19 protein-coding genes are annotated in these 24,077 nt (G+C 25.8%); 4 read left to right on the top strand and 15 right to left on the bottom strand.

Annotation, left to right across the window (positions count from 1 at the left end; genetic code table 4):
• Positions 1-51: 51 nt before the first annotated feature.
• A complete protein-coding gene (locus AACL05_RS07910) occupies positions 52-1,293 on the bottom strand; it encodes a hypothetical protein (RefSeq protein WP_338961267.1) in 1,242 nt (413 codons plus the stop codon).
• A gap of 290 nt (positions 1,294-1,583) precedes the next feature.
• Here AACL05_RS07910 and AACL05_RS07915 point away from each other — a divergent pair, with 290 nt between their 5' ends.
• Positions 1,584-3,218, top strand: a complete 1,635-nt coding sequence (locus AACL05_RS07915) for a DEAD/DEAH box helicase (RefSeq protein ID WP_338961268.1) — start codon at positions 1,584-1,586, stop codon at positions 3,216-3,218.
• Positions 3,219-3,230: 12 nt separating this feature from the next.
• On the opposite strand, the gene AACL05_RS07920 is transcribed toward AACL05_RS07915, so the two are convergent.
• The 3 genes from AACL05_RS07920 to AACL05_RS07930 all read right to left on the bottom strand — a co-directional run bounded on the left by AACL05_RS07920 (position 3,231) and on the right by AACL05_RS07930 (position 5,465).
• Positions 3,231-3,557, bottom strand: a complete 327-nt coding sequence (locus AACL05_RS07920; RefSeq protein WP_338961270.1) for a hypothetical protein — start codon at positions 3,555-3,557, stop codon at positions 3,231-3,233.
• Positions 3,558-3,641: 84 nt separating this feature from the next.
• The gene (locus tag AACL05_RS07925) at positions 3,642-4,262 is read right to left on the bottom strand and encodes a ribonuclease H family protein (RefSeq protein ID WP_338961272.1); all 621 of its coding nucleotides are present in this window, start codon (positions 4,260-4,262) and stop codon (positions 3,642-3,644) included.
• Between the two features lie 159 nt (positions 4,263-4,421).
• Positions 4,422-5,465, bottom strand: coding sequence for a BspA family leucine-rich repeat surface protein (locus AACL05_RS07930; RefSeq protein WP_338985979.1), 1,044 nt, complete (start codon positions 5,463-5,465; stop codon positions 4,422-4,424).
• Positions 5,466-6,013: 548 nt separating this feature from the next.
• Between AACL05_RS07930 and AACL05_RS07935 the strand changes: the two genes are divergently transcribed.
• The 3 genes from AACL05_RS07935 to AACL05_RS07945 all read left to right on the top strand — a co-directional run bounded on the left by AACL05_RS07935 (position 6,014) and on the right by AACL05_RS07945 (position 7,104).
• Positions 6,014-6,163: a hypothetical protein gene (locus tag AACL05_RS07935; protein WP_281748502.1), complete on the top strand. Its 150-nt coding sequence runs from the start codon at positions 6,014-6,016 to the stop codon at positions 6,161-6,163.
• An 82-nt stretch (positions 6,164-6,245) separates the two neighbouring features.
• Positions 6,246-6,551 (top strand): hypothetical protein, encoded by a 306-nt coding sequence (locus AACL05_RS07940; protein WP_338961274.1) that lies wholly within the window; start codon positions 6,246-6,248, stop codon positions 6,549-6,551.
• Between the two features lie 31 nt (positions 6,552-6,582).
• Positions 6,583-7,104, top strand: coding sequence for a hypothetical protein (locus AACL05_RS07945; protein ID WP_338985980.1), 522 nt, complete (start codon positions 6,583-6,585; stop codon positions 7,102-7,104).
• Between the two features lie 200 nt (positions 7,105-7,304).
• On the opposite strand, the gene secA is transcribed toward AACL05_RS07945, so the two are convergent.
• The 11 genes from secA to AACL05_RS08000 form a co-directional block, all read right to left on the bottom strand.
• Positions 7,305-9,689, bottom strand: coding sequence for a preprotein translocase subunit SecA (gene secA, locus AACL05_RS07950; RefSeq protein WP_338961276.1), 2,385 nt, complete (start codon positions 9,687-9,689; stop codon positions 7,305-7,307).
• A gap of 445 nt (positions 9,690-10,134) precedes the next feature.
• The gene (locus tag AACL05_RS07955; protein ID WP_338985981.1) at positions 10,135-14,859 is read right to left on the bottom strand and encodes a hypothetical protein; all 4,725 of its coding nucleotides are present in this window, start codon (positions 14,857-14,859) and stop codon (positions 10,135-10,137) included.
• A 188-nt stretch (positions 14,860-15,047) separates the two neighbouring features.
• Complete coding sequence (locus AACL05_RS07960; RefSeq protein ID WP_338961282.1) at positions 15,048-15,728, bottom strand: DNA alkylation repair protein; 681 nt, start codon at positions 15,726-15,728, stop codon at positions 15,048-15,050.
• 28 nt (positions 15,729-15,756) lie between these two features.
• The gene (locus tag AACL05_RS07965; RefSeq protein ID WP_338985982.1) at positions 15,757-16,473 is read right to left on the bottom strand and encodes a hypothetical protein; all 717 of its coding nucleotides are present in this window, start codon (positions 16,471-16,473) and stop codon (positions 15,757-15,759) included.
• 103 nt (positions 16,474-16,576) lie between these two features.
• The gene (locus AACL05_RS07970; RefSeq protein WP_338961286.1) at positions 16,577-18,637 is read right to left on the bottom strand and encodes a PTS transporter subunit EIIC; all 2,061 of its coding nucleotides are present in this window, start codon (positions 18,635-18,637) and stop codon (positions 16,577-16,579) included.
• A 265-nt stretch (positions 18,638-18,902) separates the two neighbouring features.
• Entirely contained in the window at positions 18,903-19,133 is a 231-nt protein-coding gene (locus tag AACL05_RS07975) for a hypothetical protein (protein WP_338961288.1), read from the bottom strand.
• A 5-nt stretch (positions 19,134-19,138) separates the two neighbouring features.
• A complete protein-coding gene (locus AACL05_RS07980; protein ID WP_174480958.1) occupies positions 19,139-19,456 on the bottom strand; it encodes a F0F1 ATP synthase subunit epsilon in 318 nt (105 codons plus the stop codon).
• A gap of 14 nt (positions 19,457-19,470) precedes the next feature.
• On the bottom strand, positions 19,471-21,033 hold the full coding sequence (atpD, locus tag AACL05_RS07985) for a F0F1 ATP synthase subunit beta (RefSeq protein ID WP_338985983.1): 1,563 nt from the start codon (positions 21,031-21,033) through the stop codon (positions 19,471-19,473).
• A gap of 17 nt (positions 21,034-21,050) precedes the next feature.
• On the bottom strand, positions 21,051-21,902 hold the full coding sequence (gene atpG / locus AACL05_RS07990; RefSeq protein WP_338961291.1) for an ATP synthase F1 subunit gamma: 852 nt from the start codon (positions 21,900-21,902) through the stop codon (positions 21,051-21,053).
• A 28-nt stretch (positions 21,903-21,930) separates the two neighbouring features.
• Entirely contained in the window at positions 21,931-23,514 is a 1,584-nt protein-coding gene (gene atpA / locus AACL05_RS07995) for a F0F1 ATP synthase subunit alpha (RefSeq protein ID WP_338961293.1), read from the bottom strand.
• 11 nt (positions 23,515-23,525) lie between these two features.
• Positions 23,526-24,068 carry a F0F1 ATP synthase subunit delta gene (locus AACL05_RS08000; RefSeq protein ID WP_281749183.1) on the bottom strand — a complete coding sequence of 181 codons (543 nt, stop codon included), beginning with the start codon at positions 24,066-24,068 and terminating at the stop codon, positions 23,526-23,528.
• Between the last annotated feature and the right edge of the window lie 9 nt (positions 24,069-24,077).

Genomic DNA, 24,077 nt, shown 5'->3' on the forward strand with positions numbered 1-24,077 from the left:
TAACACATTTTAGTTTAAAATATTAACTGAAAAAATACATTATATAATATATTAAAACGAAGAAGTAAACCCCCTATTATCGTTATATCCAATTTCATTGAAACAACGATTGGGATCCATTTCATTTCAAGATACAGCATGTCTAGATGTTGAAGGTTGAGATTGCATAGTTGCTTGACTTCTTAATCCAGAAATCTTTTGTTTAATTTCATATAATTTTGCAATTTTTTGTTGTTTAATTTCATTACTTCTACTATTATTAAAACGACCACAACTAATAATAACTCAAAATTTATTAGAAAAATTTCGCCCTCCTTTATCTGTTTCTAATTTTTGGATTTCTTTTTCTAATTTTTCTAATTGAGCTTGATATTGATTTAACGTTACTTCATATTTATATTTTTGAAATTGTTTATTCAATCAAATAAAAGGAGATTTTAATAATATTTTTATTTGTGTTTTTATACTTTGTGAATTATAAATTTGTCTTACTGTTGCAAGACAACCATTAATTTCAATATTTTTTTTATTTATACTAACATTTAATTTTGCAATTTTTTTATCTATTTTTGCAATATCTAAATTTCTTCTACTCATACTACGATTTAAATCGCAAATATTTTCCATCTTCAATTTTAATCTTATTTTTAATCTTGCATCTAAAACTTCTTTTTCTAATTTTAGATTTGGACATAATCATCAATTTTCTTGTTTTATTGAAAAAAATTTATTTGCTATTTCAAGTTCATTTCTAGCAATTTTACAAAATATTCTTTTTGTTTTGTATGTTCTTCTTTCTAACTTAACAGCTAATCTTGCTGTTTTTAATTTTAACTTTGATAAAATTAATTTTTTATTTAAATCATGAGCATTAAAATTTTCAATTTGCTGTTCTATATTTGTTCCTTCAACTTCCAATACTCTTATTTCACTATCTAATTTCTCTTCTCGTATCATTTCTTTGGATATTTCTTCATCTAATGCTACTATGTTTTCTTTTCATTTTTTTATCATATATGTTGTTTGTAATTGTTTATTTGGTAATTGATTTTTTAATTTTAATATTTCTTCTCTATTTTTTTCTATTTGTTTTTGGATTTCATAAAGTTCATTAATATTTATAATCTTGTCTATTTTTTTAATTTGTTCAAAATGTTTTTTTCTTTCTTTTTCTAATTTTTGTTTTTCAATCCTTAAAACTATTATTTTATTTTGTTTTGTTTTTATTACAGTATCTATTTTTTTGATTTCTTCTTTAAAAATTTTTGATTCCTTTCTAATTGTTTCTATCACTAACTTCTTCCTTTCTTTTTTATTTAATATAAAAAAAATTATTACTTTCTTAAAAAAATAATAGATTGAAAACTATATTTAGTTTTTCTTTTACATTGTATATAAATATAATAAATTTACATGATATATACATTAATACTATTTTCTATATACAATTCAATAACTTATAATTCTTTTAAAATAAATTATTAATAATCTAATATTTACTAACAAAAATAAATTATTTTTTAATTTATATTAATTTTATTATAATATTTAATATCATATACAAACACTAAAGTAGGTTAATAATGTTAGAAATCATAAGTCTTAATAATAAACATATTACAATTAAAGTGAAAAAAAATAAAAAAGAAATTTTAAATGCACTAGGTATTATTGATATCAATAATACTAATGAATTTAAAATATTTAATACTCCGTTTGCTCTTGAAATACTACTTAAATATACAAATAATAATGATAAATTAAAACAAATATATGAGCACTCACTAATATCATGAAAAAAAATCCAACAAGAAAAAAACTTAAATGATTATCCAGGTAATCCTAAACTAAGACATTATCAACGTGTTGATGTTGCAATTTTAAAAGCAAATAAAAGATTTGGCTTATTTAATGAAATGCGAACTGGTAAAACACCCACCATTTTAACAGCATTATCAGAAATGAAAACTAATAAAATATTATTTGTTGTTCCTAAGTCAACTATTTTATTAACATGGGTTCCCGAAATTAAAAAATGAACTACCTATAATTGTATTACTATTAAAGATGATATTACTAAAGTGCGAACAGAAAAATATAATCAATTTAAAAATAGTAATAATTGTATTTTAGTAGTTTCTAAAAACACTTTTAAAAATGATATAAAAAATAAATTATTAACTAAATTTGATTTTACATTAGTTATTGATGAAGCACATTTTTTAAGAAACTACAAAACTGCACAAAGTTCAACAATTTTGGAAGTTGCAAATAAAGTATCATCAGTTTATTGTTTAACTGGTACTCCCGCCAACAATCATCCTAGTGATATTTTTGGTATATTAAAAATTATTGATAATAAACTATATAAAAATATTGATTATTGAGATTTTGTTGCTCGTTACTTTGGAATAATTAGAAAACGTATTACTAATTTTGTAACTATTAATATACCAAAACCAAATGTTAAACCACAACTAGCAGCAGAATTTGATTATTTAGTTAAAAAAATATCAATTATGCGTAAACAAATTGATGTACGTAATGAAATGCCAAAAATTATTAAAAATGATTTAATTTTAACTATGCCCAAAGCACAAACTGCAATTTATTATGATACTCTTGAAACTATGAAACAAGAATTATTTTATAATAAAAAATCTAAAATAACTTTTTTACAAATATTTACCAAATTAAGAACTATTTGTTCAACACCTATTAATGAGGGAATGAAAGAATTAGGAGCAAAATTTAATTGATTACTAGACTACTTACATGATAATGAAAATGATTCAATTATTATTTATAGTAGTTTTAGTGATAAAGGAATTAACATTTTAAGTAACATTTTAGATAAACATAAATTAAATCATCAATTAATTACTGGTAAAGTAAATCATGAACAAAGACTTAAAGCTATTAGTGATTTTCAAAGTAAAAAAGTTAAAATTATTTTATGTAACATTAAATCTACTAATGTTGGTATCACATTAGATCAAGGTGATGTTATGATTTTTCTAGATCGTGAATTAAACCCAACCGAAAATGAGCAAGCTGAAAGTCGCTTTTTTCCAACTCAATTAAACGATAATAAAACTAGAGAAATTATTAATTTATATTGTGCTAATACTATTGATTTAAAAATTAGAGACATCCTTAATAATAAAATTGATATTAATAAAGTTATTAATGATCAAGGTATTAAATTTTTTGAATAATTTTTATTATATTTAATAAACTAAACGAGGATTAAAAACAAGATCTGCATTATTATTAGGAATGAATTGTTCATCATTAATTTTAAAAATATATTCTTGCAATAAAGGCGCAAATTCGTTTGAAGATTGAAAAGAATGAGTGTTATCAATGATTTGTTGACTTTCAAAAAATTCTCTATAATCACCATTATCTTCTCCATCATTTAAACAACAAAAAAGACCTGAAATAAAACCAAAAAGAGCACCAGCAAAACACCCTGAAAACACTGTTACAGCTGAAGTAATATCAAATTCAAAAATATTTTGTTCTCTTTTTTTGATATAAATCAGAAAGAGCAAACAAACTACCTCCAATAATATTCCCTAAACAACTTGCTAATATTATTTTTTTATTAATCATGTTATTTACCACCTTTTTAATATTTAAATTATTGGTTTAGATATTTTTTTTAAATTAAATGCTTTTCAAGCAAGAGCATCTGCTTCATCATTATATATATCACCACTATGACCTTTAACTCATTTAAAATAAATATTAACATCTTTTGCTATTTTATCATAAAATGCTTTATATGCCTTTGTTTCTACTTTAGTAGTTTTTCATTCACCAGTACATCATTTACTAATTCCAACATAATCATGACAAATTAAAATTGATTTTATATTATTTTCCAAAGCTAACTGCATTGCCTTTTGTGCACCCATTATTTCTCCAGCAACATTTCTTAATTTTGCTCAATTTTTATCATCAAATTTTTCATAAAATATATCTTTTTTGTCATTATTTAAGAAAACAAGTCCATAAGAAAATTGATTAATTTCTTCTTTAAAACTACCATCAGTATATGCTATTACTTCATATTTATAGTGATTTTCAGATTTTATTTGAATTTTATCATCTAAATAATCTTGAGCTTCTTTTTTAGTTGCAAATTTTTTATACTGAGCACCAGCAAAACCTCTAATTTGTATTTCACATTCATTCCAGTTTTCAAATATTCCAATGACTCTACCTTTTTTTACTGCATAAAATTTACTTGCCATAATTATGACTCCTCTATTGTTTATTTTAATTTTACAATAATATTAAATTTTATCTAATTAAAATGACAAATTAAAGCAAAAATATTGCTGATGCTAATTAGCAAGTGACTTTACTAATTAAATAAAATGACACAAAAAAATATTTATTATTTTAAAATTTTAATTTTTAAATTTGGGTCATTTGTTAGGATCGTTTTCAAATCCTGAATTTTTAGCAAATCATCCATGTCATAATACTTCATTTACATTTCATTTTGATAAGTCTTGATTAAATAACGAAGCTTTATAAAACATATAACCCATATCCACCACTTTTGAAGTATCTCACTTTGAAATATCTTGATTAAATAACGAAGCTTTATAAAACATATAACCCATATCCACCACTTTTGAAGTATCTCACTTTGAAATATCTTGATTAAATGCTACTGCTCCAGCAAACATACAACGCATGCTTGTAACATCATTTACAATTCATTTTGAAATATCTTGATTAAATGATAAACAATTTCGAAACATATTATTCATATTTGTTACATTATTATCATAGAGTAAATTTGTAATATTACCATTAAATAACGAAGCACCATAAAACATTGAACTCATATCTCTCACATTAATTATATTTCAAGATAAATTTTGATTAAATGATAAAGCACCATAAAATATTGCATGCATAGTTGTTACATTAACTACATCTCAGTTTGAAATATCTTGATTAAATTTTTTTGCTCCAGCAAACATCGAACTCATATTTGTTACGTGTGCAATATTTCAACTTGATAGATTTTGATTAAATGATGAAGCATTACTAAACATATAACTCATATCTACCACATTTGATGTATTTCATTTTGAAATATCTTGATTAAATTCTCTTACATCCATAAACATATTTTTCAAAGATCTAATTTCTGATGGTAATTGATCAGATACTTTTTCTATTGTTACTGGCATTTTAACAACTTGAATTATTCCTTCTCGATTTTGAAAAAATCCAATTTGAATAACCTCTTTGCTATTTATATTTGATAAATCTACTTCACTCGTTTTCACTTGTTTTCCATCTTTGTCAATGTAAATTGTATCTTGCTGAATTTTATTATCTAAAAGTTGAATTTTTTGTGAACTTGTATTTAAGATAACATTAGTTAAATTACCTGTAATTGTTAAAATACTTAATGTTGTTAATAATGATTTCATAATTAATCACCCTCCAAGTTTTCTCCAATAACTTCTTAAAGTTTAAGAAGATAAATATATTTTAGTATTTTTTAAAAAAATAAATAAACAATAAGTTATAAAAAACAAAGCATTACAATTATCTTTAAATTTAAATTAAATAAAAAGTTATCAATGTACTTGCAAAATGTTCACCGATAACTAAACTATTTTTAAATTGAAACTATTTTTTATTATTAAATTAATAAATAAAATAAAATACCGGCATTAATGATATTGCAATTAATAATGATAAATATTTTTTCATAAATTAATCCTCCTCAATTTTTACCAATAACTTCTTAAGTTTAAGAAGATAAATATATTTTACATACTTTTAATTATTTTTTAACACTTTTTTCATAAAATTGTATACTAATAACTTATTAACTAAATCTATTGCACTATTTAAAATAATATAAATTTTAATATATAAAACACTTAAAATATAAAAAAAATAATTAATAAAATGATAAAACAGAAATCATGTAAAATATATAATATAAATTTAAAGGGGGTTAATTTAGATTATGCCAATTATTACAACTAAATGCTATATTTCATCATGTGAGAAAGAATATACATTTGACTCTTTATATCGTGATAAATTTATATATTGCAGTGGTAAATGTTATCAACAAGCATTCAATAATACAGTAACAAAATATACACAAAAATAATAAGTTAGTTTTGGAGAGATATTATGAAAAAAGAAAAATTAATAGAACTGATTAACAATAAAATATTATAAGGTTTTTAAAAATGAAAAAAATATTTAAAGAAACTGTTGATGATAATTATTCAACAAAGAAAAGTATTAACTATTATAATAATTGACTTATTATAATTTTTTCATGATTAACAAGTATAACTTTAATAATTAGTTGAGTTTTATGAATTATTTTCTTTAAAAGAAAAACTACTGATTTATTAATCCTTATTGATAATTTAATCACTAAGAAATTTTTTAAATTCAATTTAACTTTTCTAACTCTGACAATTGCAGTATTGGGCTTTGGCTTCATAATTTTAGGTATTGTTGCTTTTCCTTTTATCTTTTTAAAATAATGACTTTATTTCTCTAATATTAACTAGAATTATGTTATGAATATCATTATTTTTTATTATTGGATTAATTTTATTTTTTTCCTTTGGTGGATATGCTGCTTTTTATAAATTTGCTTCTGTGATAACTATTCGTAAAAAACTATTTTTCATTATTCCATGAGGATTAGAATTTTTTTATTTTATAGTTTTAATAATTTCTTGTATATGCTTTATTAAAAAAAGTAGAAAAAAGAAATATATGTCACTAGAAGCAAAAGCACTATATTCACAAAATGAAATTAATCAAAACATAACTTCTTCAACAAATAATAATAATAATAATAATGAACAAGCAATATGAACGCCACAACAAATTGAAGAAGTATGAAATAAAGGAGAAATTATCAATAATTTTAATCCACAATTATACCGTCGAGATTATGCGGGTGCCTTAATGTTTTGACATAATTTTATTGCACAACCGAAGCTTAATGATCCAATTGAAAGTTTAAATTGAACTATTATTTATGAACGTCCCACCACAGCAGATGGAACTAATTATATTAAAATTTAGTACCCATGAATAATAATAATGCTGTTACTAAAGGTAATAATTTCCCCATTGAACAACTTCAGTCACTTATGACAGTAAAAAAAATAAAAACATATTTAAAAAGAAGTCATGAAAACATAAAGAAAAAAATCAAATAGAATAAAAAAAACATATTTAAAAAACTAAGTATTTTAATACTTAGTTTTTTAAATAAAGATTAATTATCCAATTTTAGTTTTAGTTTCAACATTACTTGCTAATACTGTATCCAATACATCTTGACCACCACGAACCTGATGTTGTTCTGGATCAATGCTATGTAACATAATAATAACTTGATGAGCAACATTGATTTTCATACGATTAAATAATTTTGAAGCTTCCTCAATATAAGCTTGTAAGGGATTTAACTGCGCATAACCACGCAAATGGATTCCTGCACGCAGTTTGCTTAAAGCATCAATGTGATTAGTTCAATATTGATCAAAAGTTTGTAAAATAACACTATTTTCAATTTGTTTTATAATAACATCATTTAATTTTTCTCTTTTTTCAAGATAAAAATTATAAGATTTTTCAACAATTAAATCAATATTTTCCTCAATACTTAATCGATTTAACTTTTCTGCAATTAAATCATTAGGTTTAATTAATTTATTTTCAATACCTTTAACTAATTCATCATAATCAATAAACTGTTCTCTACCAACAACTTTATTAAAAATATTTAGTAAATCACGTGCTACTGTTCTGTGCATATTTTTGATTAAATCTAATAAATCATCAGCAAGTAAAATATTATCACGTTGATGATATGTAGCTTCACGATGCTGAGCAATAACATTATCATAATCTAATAAGTTTTTTCGTGCATCAAAATTCATACCTTCAATTTTTTGTTGTGCTCTAGTAATTGATCTAGTTAACATTTTTGATCTAATATAGTCTTCACCTAAACTTGCAAAAGCTTTTTTTAATTTTTCACCACCAAAACGTAACATCAAATCATCTTCAATTGAAACATAAAATCGTGAAAATCCAGGATCACCTTGTCTTCCGGCTCTTCCACGTAATTGATTATCAATTCTTCGTGCTTCGTTTCTTTGAGTACCTAATACAGCAAGGCCACCAAGTTCAATAACACCCTTACCAAGTTTAATATCTGTTCCACGTCCTGCCATATTGGTTGCTAAAGTAATTGATCCTTTTTCACCAGCTCTAGCAATAATATCAGCTTCACGAGCATGATTTTTAGCATTTAAAATCTCATGCTTAATTCCTTCCAAAGTTAACATATTAGCAATTCGTTCTGATACATCAACATTAGCAGTACCAATCAAAATTGGTTGTCCTTTAGTATGTCGTTCTTTAACTTCTGCAATTAAAGATTTAAATTTAGCATTTAATGAAGCAAAAACATGATCGGGTTTATCTTCTCGAATAATTGGTTTATTAGTAGGAATCTTAATTACTCTCATATTATAAATTTTTACAAACTCTTCTTCTTCGGTTTTAGCAGTTCCTGTCATACCACTTAGTTTATTATATAAACGGAAAAAGTTTTGATAAGTAATAGTAGCTACTGTTGTTGTTTCTTGTTGAATTGTAACATTTTCTTTAGCTTGTAAAGCTTGGTGAAGTCCATCACTATATACTCTACCAGGCATTAATCTACCAGTAAACTGATCAACTAGCACAATTTCACCATCTTTAACAACATACTCTACATCTAATTTGAAAACATGATTAGCAAGAAGTGCATTTTGAATATGATGAAATAATTCCGAGTTATCAATATCAAATAAATTTTTTAAATTAAACTGTTTTTGAACTTTATTAACACCCGTTACTGTTAATGCAATTTGACGTGATTCTCAATCAATTTTATAATCTTCAGGTATTAAAGTTTTTGCAAAAACATCTGATGCTTGATATAAAGGAGTACGATTTTTTGAACCACCAGAAATAATTAAAGGTGTTCTTGATTCATCAATTAAAACAGAGTCCGCCTCATCAATGATAGCATAATTAAGCTGACGTTGAACTTTTTCTGGATAAACCTTAACCATATTATCACGCAAATAATCAAAGCCTAATTCTGAATTAGTTGTATATGTAACATCTTTTAAATACGCTTCACGTTTTTGATTAGTAGAATGATCACGAAGACTAACGCCAATAGTAATTCCCAAAAATTCTAAAATTGGTCGATTTAATTCGGCATCTCTTGCTGCTAAATATTCATTAACAGTAATAACATGAACACCTTTACTACTTAAAGCATTTAAATAAATTGGCATCACAGCAGTTAAAGTTTTTCCTTCACCAGTTCGCATTTCAGCAACATCGCCATTATGAAGAACAATACCACCAATTAATTGAACAGGATATGGATGTAATCCACTAATTCTTCGTGCTGCTTCTCTAATTGTCGCAAAAGCTTCAACTAAAATATCATCTAAAGTCTCACCTTCTGCCAATCTGGTTCTGAATTCAACTGTTTTATTTGCTAATTCTTCATCTTTAATTTTTCTCATTGTTTCATCAAGGCTAATTATTTCCTTAACTTGTTTATTAATTTTTCGTAAAATTTTACGATCTCACATAAAGTAAATCACCATTTTTTCTTTATTATTACTTATACTTATTATTACTTGTAAAGTAATAAAATCTTTATTATTTTAACATAAAAAAACTTAGAAAACTTAGTACCCAAAAAAAATTGTATTTATATTATATTTTTTCTTTCTCTTCGAAGTTAGAAAAAATAATTTACTATAATTATTTTAATTACTATAAAAAACTTGATTATTATATGATTTAATATTACTTTTATTAAAAGATTCCTGGTTAATTTCTGATTTTGTAAGTTCAATAAAATTAATTTTAGATTCTAACATTTTATTTAAACTATTTTCATTAAAGTTGTCTTCTTCTTTTTTTAATTTACTTTTTTTGTAAGTTGATTTTTATTTTTTTTAAAAATATAAAATAAACTAAATATTGAAGTTGTTGTGAAAAAGAAACTAATAACTAAAAATCAAAATTTTTTTAAACTTCATTGACTACTTTTTTTCCAATTTTCTCTTCTACAAAAATTTGATTTTCTTTAATTATTAATGAACTAGTTTTTAGTTTATTAATAATTGGAATTCTTATTACTTTAAAAAATTTACGTTGGTCAGTTCTAAACCATTGAATTTGCATATCTGTAAAAAATGGAATTTGGTCCTTTGTAAACGCTTGAATTTGTTGGGCTATTAAAGACTGAATCTGTTCCATTGTCAATGATTGAATCTGCTCTTTTGTAAAATATGGAATTTGTTCTGGTGTAAAAACTTGAATTTGGTCGGTTGTAAATCAAGAAATTTGTTCTTTTGTAAAAAATAGAATTTGTTCTGGCGTAAAGATTTGGATTTGCAAAGGCGTAAAAAATGAAATTTGATTTTCTATCAATGATTTAATTTGTAATAATGTAAAAGATTGAATTTGCTCTTTTGTAAAAGCTACAATTTGAATTGGTAAAAATGACTGAATTTGTGATAACGTAAAAAACTGAATCTGCTCTGCTGTAAAAAATGGAATTTGAATAGATGTCAATACTTGAATTTGTCATGACCAAAATCAGCTAATTTGTTCAATCGTAAAAGATTGAATTTGATCTTTTGCAAAAACTTCAATTTGTGATGATATCAATGCTTGAATTTGATTTTCTGTCAATGATTTAATTTGTATAGGCGTAAACGATTTAATTTGATTTTCTATAAATGAAGCAATTTGAATAGATGTCAATACTTGAATTTGTCATGACCAAAATCAGCTAATTTGTTCAATCGTAAAAGATTGAATTTGATCTTTTGCAAAAACTTCAATTTGTGATGATATCAATGCTTGAATTTGATTTTCTGTCAATGATTTAATTTGATCTAATGTAAATTCTGGAATTTGTTCTGGTGTAAAAAATGGAATTTGTTCTGGTGTAAAGACTTGAATTTGTAATAGTGTAAATCAACGAATTTGATCTAATGTAAATGAAGCAATCTGTTCTTTTGCAAAATTTGGAATTTGCTCTTTTGTAAAAAATGGAATTTGCCATAATCAAAATGACTCAATTTGAATGGGCGTAAAAGCTACAATTTGAATTGGTAAAAATGACTGAATTTGGTCTTCCGTTAAATGTAAAATTTGTATTTTTGTAAATGCTGGAATTTGGTCTTCTGTCAATGACTGAATTTGTCATAATCAAAAAGACTGAACTTGCAACGGCAAAAATGATGCAATTTGTTCTCTTGTAAATGCTGCTACTTGCTCAATTATCAATGAACAAATTTGTGTAGATGTAAATACTGAAACTTGTAATGGCCTAAACAAAATAATTTGTGTAGATACAAATATTTGAATTTGTGCTGGTGTAATTATTGGAATTTGTAATAGTGTCAATGCTTGAATTTGTGGTTTTGTTAATGACACAATTTGTTCTCTTGTTAATGTCGGAACTTGCTCAACTGTTAATTCTTGAATTTGTGCTGCTGTAAAAAATGGTATTTGTTCTGCTGTAAAATATGGAATTTGCAACGGCAAAAATGACTCAATTTGAATTGATGCCAATGCTTGAATCTGATTTTCTGTAAAAAATGGAACTTGTTCTTCTGTTAAGAATTGAATTTGTAATAATGTAAAAGATTTAATTTGATCCGTTGTAAAATGTAAAATTTGTCAAGAAGTAAATAATTTAATTTGTTCGGTTGTAAATAATGGAATTTGAAATTTTGTTAAATGTGAAACTTGCTCAATTGTCAATGAAACAATTTGTACTTTTGTCAACGATTGAATCTGTTCTCTTATCAATGACTGAATTTGTGATAACGTAAAAAATTTAATCTGCTCTGTTGTAAATGACTGAATCTGAATCGGTGTAAATGATTGAATTTGTCATGACCAAAATGAAGAAATTTGTGTTTCTGTAAAATGTAAAATTTGTGATGATGTAAAAACTGAAATTTGTTCTGATGTAAAAAGAGGAATTTGTTCTGCTGTAAAAAGAGGAATTTGTAATGACGTAAATGACTGAATTTGTGATAACGTAAAAAATTTAATCTGCTCTGTTGTAAATGACTGAATCTGAATCGGTGTAAATGATTGAATTTGTCATGACCAAAATGAAGAAATTTGTGTTTCTGTAAAATGTAAAATTTGTGATGATGTAAATGAACGAATTTGTTCTGCTGTAAAAACTGAAATTTGTTCTGATGTAAAAAGAGGAATTTGTTCTGCTGTAAAAAGAGGAATTTGTAATGACGTAAATGACTCAATTTGTACTTTTGTAAATTTTGAAATTCGTAATAATGTAAATGATTTAATTTGAATAGGCAAAAATGACCTAATTTGTATAGGCGTCAATGCTTGAATTTGTCATGACCAAAAAGACTGAATCTGTTCCATTGTCAATGATTGAATCTGAACTTCTGTAAAAACTGAAATTTGTGATGATATCAATGCTTGAATTTGATTTTCTGTCAATGATTTAATTTGATCTAATGTAAATTCTGGAATTTGTTCTGGTGTAAAAAATGGAATTTGTTCTGGTGTAAAGACTTGAATTTGTAATAGTGTAAATCAACGAATTTGATCTAATGTAAATGAAGCAATCTGTTCTTTTGCAAAATTTGGAATTTGCTCTTTTGTAAAAAATGGAATTTGCCATAATCAAAATGACTCAATTTGAATGGGCGTAAAAGCTACAATTTGAATTGGTAAAAATGACTGAATTTGGTCTTCCGTTAAATGTAAAATTTGTATTTTTGTAAATGCTGGAATTTGGTCTTCTGTCAATGACTGAATTTGTCATAATCAAAAAGACTGAACTTGCAACGGCAAAAATGATGCAATTTGTTCTCTTGTAAATGCTGCTACTTGCTCAATTATCAATGAACAAATTTGTGTAGATGTAAATACTGAAACTTGTAATGGCCTAAACAAAATAATTTGTGTAGATACAAATATTTGAATTTGTGCTGGTGTAATTATTGGAATTTGTAATAGTGTCAATGCTTGAATTTGTGGTTTTGTTAATGACACAATTTGTTCTCTTGTTAATGTCGGAACTTGCTCAACTGTTAATTCTTGAATTTGTGCTGCTGTAAAAAATGGTATTTGTTCTGCTGTAAAATATGGAATTTGCAACGGCAAAAATGACTCAATTTGAATTGATGCCAATGCTTGAATCTGATTTTCTGTAAAAAATGGAACTTGTTCTTCTGTTAAGAATTGAATTTGTAATAATGTAAAAGATTTAATTTGATCCGTTGTAAAATGTAAAATTTGTCAAGAAGTAAATAATTTAATTTGTTCGGTTGTAAATAATGGAATTTGAAATTTTGTTAAATGTGAAACTTGCTCAATTGTCAATGAAACAATTTGTACTTTTGTCAACGATTGAATCTGTTCTCTTATCAATGACTGAATTTGTGATAACGTAAAAAATTTAATCTGCTCTGTTGTAAATGACTGAATCTGAATCGGTGTAAATGATTGAATTTGTCATGACCAAAATGAAGAAATTTGTGTTTCTGTAAAATGTAAAATTTGTGATGATGTAAAAACTGAAATTTGTTCTGATGTAAAAAGAGGAATTTGTTCTGCTGTAAAAAGAGGAATTTGTAATGACGTAAATGACTGAATTTGTGATAACGTAAAAAATTTAATCTGCTCTGTTGTAAATGAATGAATCTGAATCGGTGTAAATGATTGAATTTGTCATGACCAAAAAGACTGAATCTGTTCCATTGTCAATGATTGAATCTGAACTTCTGTAAAAACTGAAATTTGATCTTTTGTTAAGGATTGAATTTGTCAAGGCATAAATGATTGAATTTGAAAAAATGTAAAATATGGAATTTGATCTTTTGTTAAGGATTGAATTTGTCAAGGCATAAATGATTGAATTTGAAAAAATGTAAAATATGGAATTTGTGTAACATTAAATGACCTAATTTGTATAGGCGTCAATGATTGAATCTGAATAGGAGTAAACGCCTTGATTTGATTTTCTGTAAATGATACAACTTGTTCTCTTATCAATGACTGAATTTGTGATAACGTAAAAGATTGAATTTGTTCTGCTGTAAATGATACAACTTGTTCAATTATTGATGAATTATTTTTTTGTTTATTAAAAGTTGAAATTATTTTTCTTCCAAAAAATTTACGCTGCTCTAATGTAAAAATTTGAATTTGTTCTAATGTAAATGCTGCAATCTGTTTTTCTATAAATTCTGGGATTTGTTCTTTTGTAAAAGCAGAAATTTGTAACGGTGTAAACGCAGGGATTTGTTCGGTTGTAAATAATGGAATTTGTTCTGGCGTAAATACAGAAATTTGCAACGGTGTAAACGTAAGGATTTGTTCTGGTGTAAAAATTGGGATTTGTTCATATGTTAAATACGGAATTTGTTCTAATGTAAATGTTGCAATTTGAATAGATGTAAATGACTGAATTTGTCATAATCAAAATCATTGAATTTGTTTGGGTCTAAACGATTTAATTTGTTCTGTTGTAAAAAGTGGTATTTGCTCTGGTAGCAATGATTGAATTTGATATTTAGATAAAGCTTTTATTTCATGATCTGTTAAAATTCATATTTTTATTGAAGGTATTATTGAAATCATTGTTGTATTAGATTCTACTTGTAAAGTCTTAAAAATTGAAATATTACTATTAATGATAGGTTCTTCTTGTAAAAGAGGTTTAACAATCAATGAATAATTATTAGGCATGTGCTTTTTCTTTCCAAATAAAAACCCATTTACTTTAAAATAAAGTAAATAGGTCAAAAACTTATATTTATATTTTAATATTTTTCTCTATCTATTAAGTGAATCTTACACTATTTTAAGAATATTATTATAAATATTATTTATAAGCAATTTTATTTTTAATATTAATATAAAACCTTCATTTATTTTTAATGTTCATTAATAACAACAATTATTTTTTTACTAACATTGTTAATTTTAATAAAATCATTAATTTTTTGTGAATTAACTCGTTTAGCATTACGCAATGCTCAACCAATAGAACGTATTAGATAAAAATTTGTTGTTAATAACAATGGCTTAATTAATGCAAATAATAAATTAAAATCAGTATCTTCTTTAAACATTAATTGTGATTGAATTGCTATTCTTTGAATTCAAAAATTACTATCATTTATTAACTTAAATAAATATTGATCTCTAACACTAATATTATTGTTACTAAATATAAGAACACCAATAATATTATCAAAATAATCAGTAGTATCTCATCAAATATTATGCTTAATTATCGATAAAAGCCAATCTAAGTCATTAAAACTTAAGTTTTTCTTTCATCAAAGATTTAAAAATTCCATTGCTGTATATTGAAATTCACGATTTTTTTGTAAATATAATGTTTCAAATAACTGTTTTTTACTTATTAAAGATAAATTTTTATTTCATTTATTTAAAAATAATCTTACTAATGGTTTTCGTTTACTAGTTAAAATTCCATAAAATTTGAAATTATTAATTAAAAATTTTTCTTGTTTAATTTTAGTATTGATATTAGCATTATTAATAAAAATTGTCGTTAATATTTTTATTTCTTCATTAAATTTTTCCATATATACCTTTCTATCTATATAAAATATTTTATCTTAAAAATATTGAAGGGAAAGTACTCATTAAAATAATCGTTATTATTGCTAAACAACTAAATATGCATAATCTAAGAATATGATGAAAATGTTTTTTATTTAAATAACTAATTGTTTGATTTAAATACATTAAATTTCATTTATTAATTGGCAATTGATAATAATCCAAAATAGCGATTAAAATTGCATGTCGTTTAAATGATTTACATTTTTTATAATATTTAATATGGAATGAAATTTCATTTCAATGCTTGAAACTAAAAATATTATTAAGATCCATTAGTTCCGAAACAATTTCTTCTGGTGTAAAATCAGCATTTGCTGCATAAAAAGATTTGAATTGCTTATTTTGTTTAATTCAATATTTAACCTCATAAATAATCATAAATAATGCAATTACTAATACCATTACCACTGTTAAATCTTTAAATATATTTACCGCATACAATAATTTTCGAAGTTCAAAACTAATTTTTTGATCAGTTTTATCAATAACAGTTAATAATATTGAAAGAATTATTGAAAATATTGATAAAAACAATGCTAATATATCCATAATTCTAATTTTTTGTGTACATTTTAATTTAATATATTTAAATAAATCTTTAACAACAATATTAACATCAATTGTTAATGTTAAATTTTGTATATTTGTTTGTATTTCTTCATACCTAGCTTCTTCTAACTTTTCTTCTTCTTCATCAAAAAACATAGTTTTCCCCCCATCCTATATTATAATTTTAACATTATCCGTAACTAAAACTAAAAAAATGAACAACTCAAAAAGTTGCTCATTTTTATATTTTAGTAATAGTTTATTTTGGAGTTCAAGTTTTTAATAAATCATTTTTAATATTACCTACTTGTGGCCCATAAATTACCTGAATAGCTGTACCTTTTTTAAAAATACCAACCGCACCAGTTGATTTTAAAATATTATCATCAACTTTAGTTTCATCAAAAACTGTAACACGCAATCTTGTAGCACAATTGTCTAATAATTTAACATTACTTCGTCCACCAAGACCTTTAAAAATATTTTCTAACATATCATTATTTTTATCTTTATTAGTATCAGGTGTTAATGTTTGTTTCTTTGTCATTTCTGCTTGTAAAGTTTTATGAATAGACTCTGCACCATCAAGATAGGTAATTTCAACTTTATTGGCAATTACTTTAATATTTTTAGTTCCACTTAATCTTAATAAAGCTTTTGAATAAATATTTGCATCTTTTAAAGTTGCAACTAATACTTTATCTTTAGCGTTAACATCAATGATATTTAATGCTCCACCAAGTCCAAGTAATAAATTTTCTACTTTTGTTCTACCTTTTTTTGAAGACTTATCTAAAGAAATTTCAACACTTTGTAAGGCTAAGTTGGTTGCTAATTCTCCTTCTTCACGACCTAAAGTTTTGTAATTTCTTCACTTAATAATGTAATAGAACCCAAAGAAATAAGCAGGTGCCATAATTAATCCAGTAACAAATACTCAATAGAATCCTGTTTCTTTACCAAGAATACTTGGTAATATTCCAAAGAAAGAAAAATCAATAAATCCAGCAGCAAAACCTTGACCAACAACTATATTTAATAAATACGCCATCATAAAACTAATTCCTGCCATAAATGCATGGAAAACAAAACATAATGGTGCTACAAATAAGAATGAAAACAATAATGGTTCTGTAACTCCTGTTAAGAAAGAAGTTAGAGCAGCAGATCCTAAAATACCACCAACCATTTTTTTATTTTCTGGTCGTGCTAACATTCACATAGCAAGTGCTGCAAAGGGATAGCCATATTGCATATATGCAAATCGCCCACTCATAAACATTGTTCCCGATGTTTGATTCATGTGTCCTACTGCATTAGAAGCAAATTGTCCAAAGAAAATATTGTACGCTCCAACAAAATGATCACCAGATTCATTAATTCAATTTCCACCAATTCCAGTATATCAGAAAGGCGCATATTGAACGTGATGCAATCCTGTTGGTATTAATAAACGCTCAGTAATTCCAAAAAACATTGCAATAAATGCTCCACCAACTGTCGGATGAAAATTATCACCAGTTAACTGTCCATCAGTAAGTTGACCTGTATTCATACCAGCTGCTAAGCCATTACCAATTTCTCTAAAAGCAATTAATAACATTGGTCAAATAAAGAAAAAAGCTAATCCCATTCCTATTCCAACAAAAACAGCTAAAATTGGCACAAAACGTTCACCACCAAAAAAAGTTAATACTCTTGGCATACGAATATTGTATGAATGATTATGAACAATTGATACTAATCAACCAACAAGAATGCCACCTAAAACTGAAGTATCAAACGTAGGAAATAATCCTAAGACAGAAGAAAATAAACCAGAAGATTTACCACTTTCTGGAGTAATCTTTGCACCTTCACCTAAACCTCATGGATCAAACCCCAACATTCCTGTTTTAGGATTTCAAAAAAACATGCCACTAATAACTGAAGTCATAACAATAAAAGTAATAAATCCAGAAAGAGCAGCTACACCTTTACTAGCTTTTGCAAAACCAAAAGCAATAGAAATAGCAAAAATCAATCCTAAATTAGCAAAAACAACGTTTCCGGCTGATTGCATAATTGAAAAAATATTAATAATAGCAACAAGACTATCATGATTAGGCAATTGCTTTAAAGCACTAGCAACTCCACCACCAATTCCTAACAATAAACCAGCTATTGGTAATGTAGCTATTGGTAAAACAATGGCTCTTGATAAGTTTTGCATTTTACCAAACATTTTGCCACCTAATTTATTGAAAGTTCCTTTAAAAGTAAAACTAGGATTTTTCTTATCCTCAGGAGATGTTTGTTTACTATGAAAAAATTTACTCATTTTCTCACCTCCATTCTATATTGTTCTATACAGATGAGAATTTTATTCTATACAGATAAAAATATTATATATATATATAATAGTAAAAACAACAATAAAATAAATAAAAACGATTTTTTTACTACTATAATAGTAATTTCGGAGAAATTTTATAATCTATATAGATATTATTAATAACTACTATAAATTTTAATAGTATATTGTAATTAAAAAAATAGTAAATATTTTAAAACACTTACTATTTTTATTTTTTTAATTTTAAGTATTAATTTAAATTAAATCAAATATCTAAACCAATAAATTTAATAATTAACGTACCAATACAATAAGTAAAAACTAAAGTTGTTAACATATATAAAATTCATGATTCTTTTACTCTTTTATGATCAAGAAATTTATTAAAAGGAATTGCTTTTACAGCAAATCCGCTAGCAATAAAACTAAAAAGATAAATACTTATTTCAATTATTCATTTTATTAAATGTGAATCATGCATATTTATTAACCTCCACTAACCCTTTTAATACGTTCATCAAATACCTTTGTTTCTTGCTCTTTTAAAATTGATGTATATTCAACTTTATCACTAATAATACGAACCATATGTAAATCAGTTACCAAAAGTCCACCAGAAATCGTTAAATTACGAATTTTTTCTTTAATTTTAAATGACATTTTTGATATTTGAATATTAGCAATCAAAGGTGTATGCCATTCAAGAATACCAACATAGCCTTCAGTTGTTTTAACATTAACTCACTGTACTTCTCCATCGAAAAAAATACCATCAGGAGTAATAATTTTAAGATTTAATGCCATACTATCACCTTCAATTATCTCAATTTCTTTGCCTTTTCAATTGCTTGTTCAATAGTTCCTACATATAAAAATGCTTGCTCTGGTAAATCATCACATTCACCATCTAAAATTTGTTTAAAACTATTAACAGTTTGACTAATAGGAATATAAATACCATTTAAACCCGAAAATTTTTCAGCAACATGAAATGGTTGTGAACAAAAATTACGAATTCTTCTTGCTCTAGCTACTATTTTTTTATCTTCTTCACTCAACTCATCCATTCCTAAAATACCAATGATTGGTTCTAATTCAGAAAAACGTTGAATTGTTTCAATAACTCTTTGTGCAACATCATAATGTTCCTGACCAACAATAGCAGGATCTAACATTCTCGATGAAGATTGTAAAGGATGAACAGCAGGATAAAGCCCTAAAGCAGCAATATTACGATCTAAAACAATTTTAGCATCCAAGTGAGTAAATGTTGTCGCAGGAGCTGGATCAGTTAGATCATCGGCTGGTACATATACTGCTTGTACAGATGTAATAGAACCACGTGTTGTTGATACAATACGTTCCTGTAAAGCACCCATTTCTGTCGATAATGTTGGTTGGTATCCTACTGCTGAAGGCATTCTTCCTAATAAAGCCGATACTTCACTACCAGCTTGTGTAAAACGAAATATATTATCAATAAATAATAATACATCTTGCTGTTTTTCATCACGGAAGTATTCAGCAATTGTTAAACCAGTTAATGCAACACGCATTCTAGCACCTGGTGGTTCTGACATTTGACCAAACACTAAAGCAGTTTTACTAATAACACCTGACTCTTGCATTTCATAATATAAATCATTACCCTCACGTGTTCTTTCGCCAACTCCTGAAAAGACAGAAATACCACCATGTTCTTTAGCTATGTTATTAATTAATTCTTGAATTAAAACTGTTTTACCAACTCCAGCTCCACCGAATAAACCAATTTTTCCACCTTTAGCATAAGGTGCTAATAAATCAATAACTTTAATTCCTGTTTCTAAAACTTCTGATTTTGATTGTAATTCATCAAAACTAGGAGGTGTACGATGAATAGGATATTTTAATTTAGTTTTAAGTTCTTTACCATCATCAATGACTTCACCCAATACATTAAAAAGTCTACCCAAAACTTCTTCACCAACAGGAACACTAATTGGTATTCCTAAATCAACTGCTTCAAGACCACGTAGTAATCCTTCAGTTGGACCCATTGAAATACAACGAACACTATCATCACCAATATGTTTTGCAACTTCAACAATTAATTTTTGACCATTATTATCAATACTAATAGCATTATTTAAATTAGGTAAACTATTATCATTAAAACGAATATCAATAACTGGACCTGAAATTTGAACAATTTTTCCAATATTTCGTTTAGTTGGTAATTGTTTACTAGTTTTAACACTTTCTTTGCTATTAACTACTTTTTTAGTGACTTTTGCTTTTACTTTAGCAATAACTTTAGTATTATCCTTTTTTAAAGAATTTTTATCACTAACTTTTTTTTCTTTAATTGTTATAGGTTTTTTACTAGTTGCATTTTTCATTTTAGTTTGCTCCTTTATTATGATGATTGGGCATCAGCGCCACCAATAATTTCTGAAATTTCTTGGGTAATAGTACCTTGACGGGCACGATTATAACTTACTAATAATTTATCTTTCATTTCTTTGGCATTATTTGAAGCATTTTCCATTGCTAATCTTCGTAATGCTTGCTCTGACACTTGTGATTCTACTAATGCACCATAAACAATGGCACCAACATATAAAGGAATAGCACTATTAATAACAGTATTAGCGTCTGGTTCAAAATCGGTTTGAATTAAATTACTTTCTTGATTAGTTTTAATAGAAACAATTGGCAATAAATCAATAATTGTTGGAATTGTTGTTACCGTATTTACATATTTTGTATATGCAATTTTAATAGCATCAGTTTCTTTATTATTAAACTTAGAAAGTAACAACAAAGATATCTCTTGCGAATCATTATATGATGATTGAATGTTAATTTCAGTATAAGATTGCATAATTTTACAATGATGATTAGTAAAGTATGAAACTCCTTTACTACCAATAACAACTATTTCATCTTGTGGTTTATATTGTTCTAATACTAATTTATTTAAATTATTATTAAAACCACCACATAATCCTAAATTAGAATTAAAAACGACTCATATTGTTTTATTAATAACTTGATCTTTTGTTTTTAAATAAATTGAATTACTTAATTTAGGTATTAGTTGATTGAATGTATCATAAACTTCAGAATAATAAGGTTTAATCATCTCAATTCTTTTACCTACTTTTTTTAATTTAGCTGTTGATACTAGTTGCATTGCTTTAGTAATTTTATAACTAGTATTAACAGATTTAATTTTTTGTCTAATTTGTTCCATGCTTTGAGCCATGATATTTCACCTTACCTTCCTAAATACATTATTTGAATGTTTTAATTAATGTTTCCCATTCTTCAAGACTACCATATATTTTAGGATTATAGTCATTTAGCTTATTGGTCAAATTATAAACAACCTGCATAATGCCTTGACTAATGCTCACTTGTAACTCTTCACTAAACGCTTGATCTTGCTGTAATTTTAAATAACTTTTTCGTTGTTGTTTTTGAAAATAAGTTATTACTTCCTTTTTAAAAGAATCCATCATTTCTACTGGTAATCATTTAATTGCCTTATTTTTAATTGCTAATAAAATAATTGCTTGATCAATTTGATTTAATGGTTCATTTTGTTTTTGTTTTAAAATTTCAATGGCACGTTTACCATGTTCAATAACAGCTCTAGTATTTTCATCTAAATCAGAACCAAATTGTGAAAAAGCTTGTAATTCACGAAATTGTGCTAATTCTAATTTTAATGTTCCACCTGCTTGTTTTATTGCTTTAATTTGTGCTGATGAACCTACCCGTGAAACTGATAAACCCACATCAACTGCTGGACGAATTCCGGCATTAAATAATTCTGACATTAAAAAAATTTGACCATCAGTAATTGAAATAACATTAGTAGGAATATATGCAGAAATATCACCGGCTTGTGTTTCAATAATAGGTAAGGCAGTAATACTCCCACCACCATGTTTTTCATTTAATTTAGCTGCACGTTCTAATAAACGTGAATGAAGATAAAAGACATCTCCTGGATAAGCTTCTCTTCCTGGTGGTCGTCTTAATAATAAAGAAATAGCACGATAGGCCACTGCATGTTTACTCAAATCATCATAAACAATTAAGACATCTTTACCTTCTTCCATTCATTCTTCGGCAATAGTTACTCCTGTATAAGGAGCAATATATTGCAAAGGAGCAACTTCACTAGCAGTAGCAGCAACAATAGTTGTATACTCCATTGCCCCTAATTGTGTTAATTTATCAACAATTTGAGCAACAGTTGAGGCCTTTTGACCAATAGCAACATAAACACAAAAAACATTTTTACCCTTTTGATTAATAATAGTATCAATAGCAATCGTTGTTTTTCCAGTTTGACGATCACCAATTATTAACTCTCTTTGACCTTTGCCAATCGGAATCATTGCATCAATTGATAATAATCCTGTTGCTAAAGGTTCTGATACAGATTTTCTAGTCATCACACCCAGCGCTATTCTTTCAATCGGTCTAGTTTTCGTAGTTTTAATTGGACCTTTACCATCAATCTTTTGCCCTAGTGCATTAACAACTCTTCCTAAAAGCATATTACCAACTGGTGTTTCAACAACATTACCTGTTCTACTAACAATATCTCCTTCTTTGATACCCGTGTCATCCCCCATTAAAGTAACACCAACAGCAGTTTCTTCTAAACTCAAAACCATACCATAAATATTACTTTTAGAAAAAAATACTAATTCACCATTAACAGCCTTATCTAAACCATGAATTAGCGCAATTCCATCACCGACAGTAACAACAATGCCTTCCTCATTAGCACTAATTTTTTTACCATAATTTTTAATTTGGCTTTTTATAATTTCTGAAATTTGATTAACGTTTAAGGACATTTGTTTTACCTCTATTCATGACTTAATAATTCTTGTTTTAATTGATCAATTTGACCTTTAACGGAACCATCAAAAACTTGATTCCGTACTTTAACTTTAATACCGCCAATTAATGATTTATCAATCTTGTTAACGACTTTAATCTTATGTTTAATGACTTTCTCAATTTTCAATTTTATTTGATTTATTTGTTGGTTTGAAAGTTCTATTACTGAATAAATAATGCCATAGTTTACATCTTGATATTCATTACATAATTTGCGAAATTCTTTTAAAATGAAACGAACACACTGGAAATGATGTTCATCAATCAACAAAAAGAAAAAATTTAACATATATGGTTCAATATGATTTTTAAAAGTTTCACTAATAATTTGTTTACGTGTTTCAATAGTTAAATTACTACTACTAGTAATATCAATAAATTCTGGATAAGTAGTAAAAATATCAATTAATTTATTACTTTCTTCAGCAAATTGAGTAATTTTTTTTATTTCTCTTGCTAATTGAAAAAGACCATTACTTCATTGATTAGCTAATCCTTCATCTATCATTTAACTTCA

The sequence above is a fragment of the Spiroplasma endosymbiont of Thecophora atra genome (assembly GCF_964019735.1).
GTDB lineage: Bacteria > Bacillota_I > Bacilli_A > Mycoplasmatales > VBWQ01 > Spiroplasma_E > Spiroplasma_E ixodetis_A.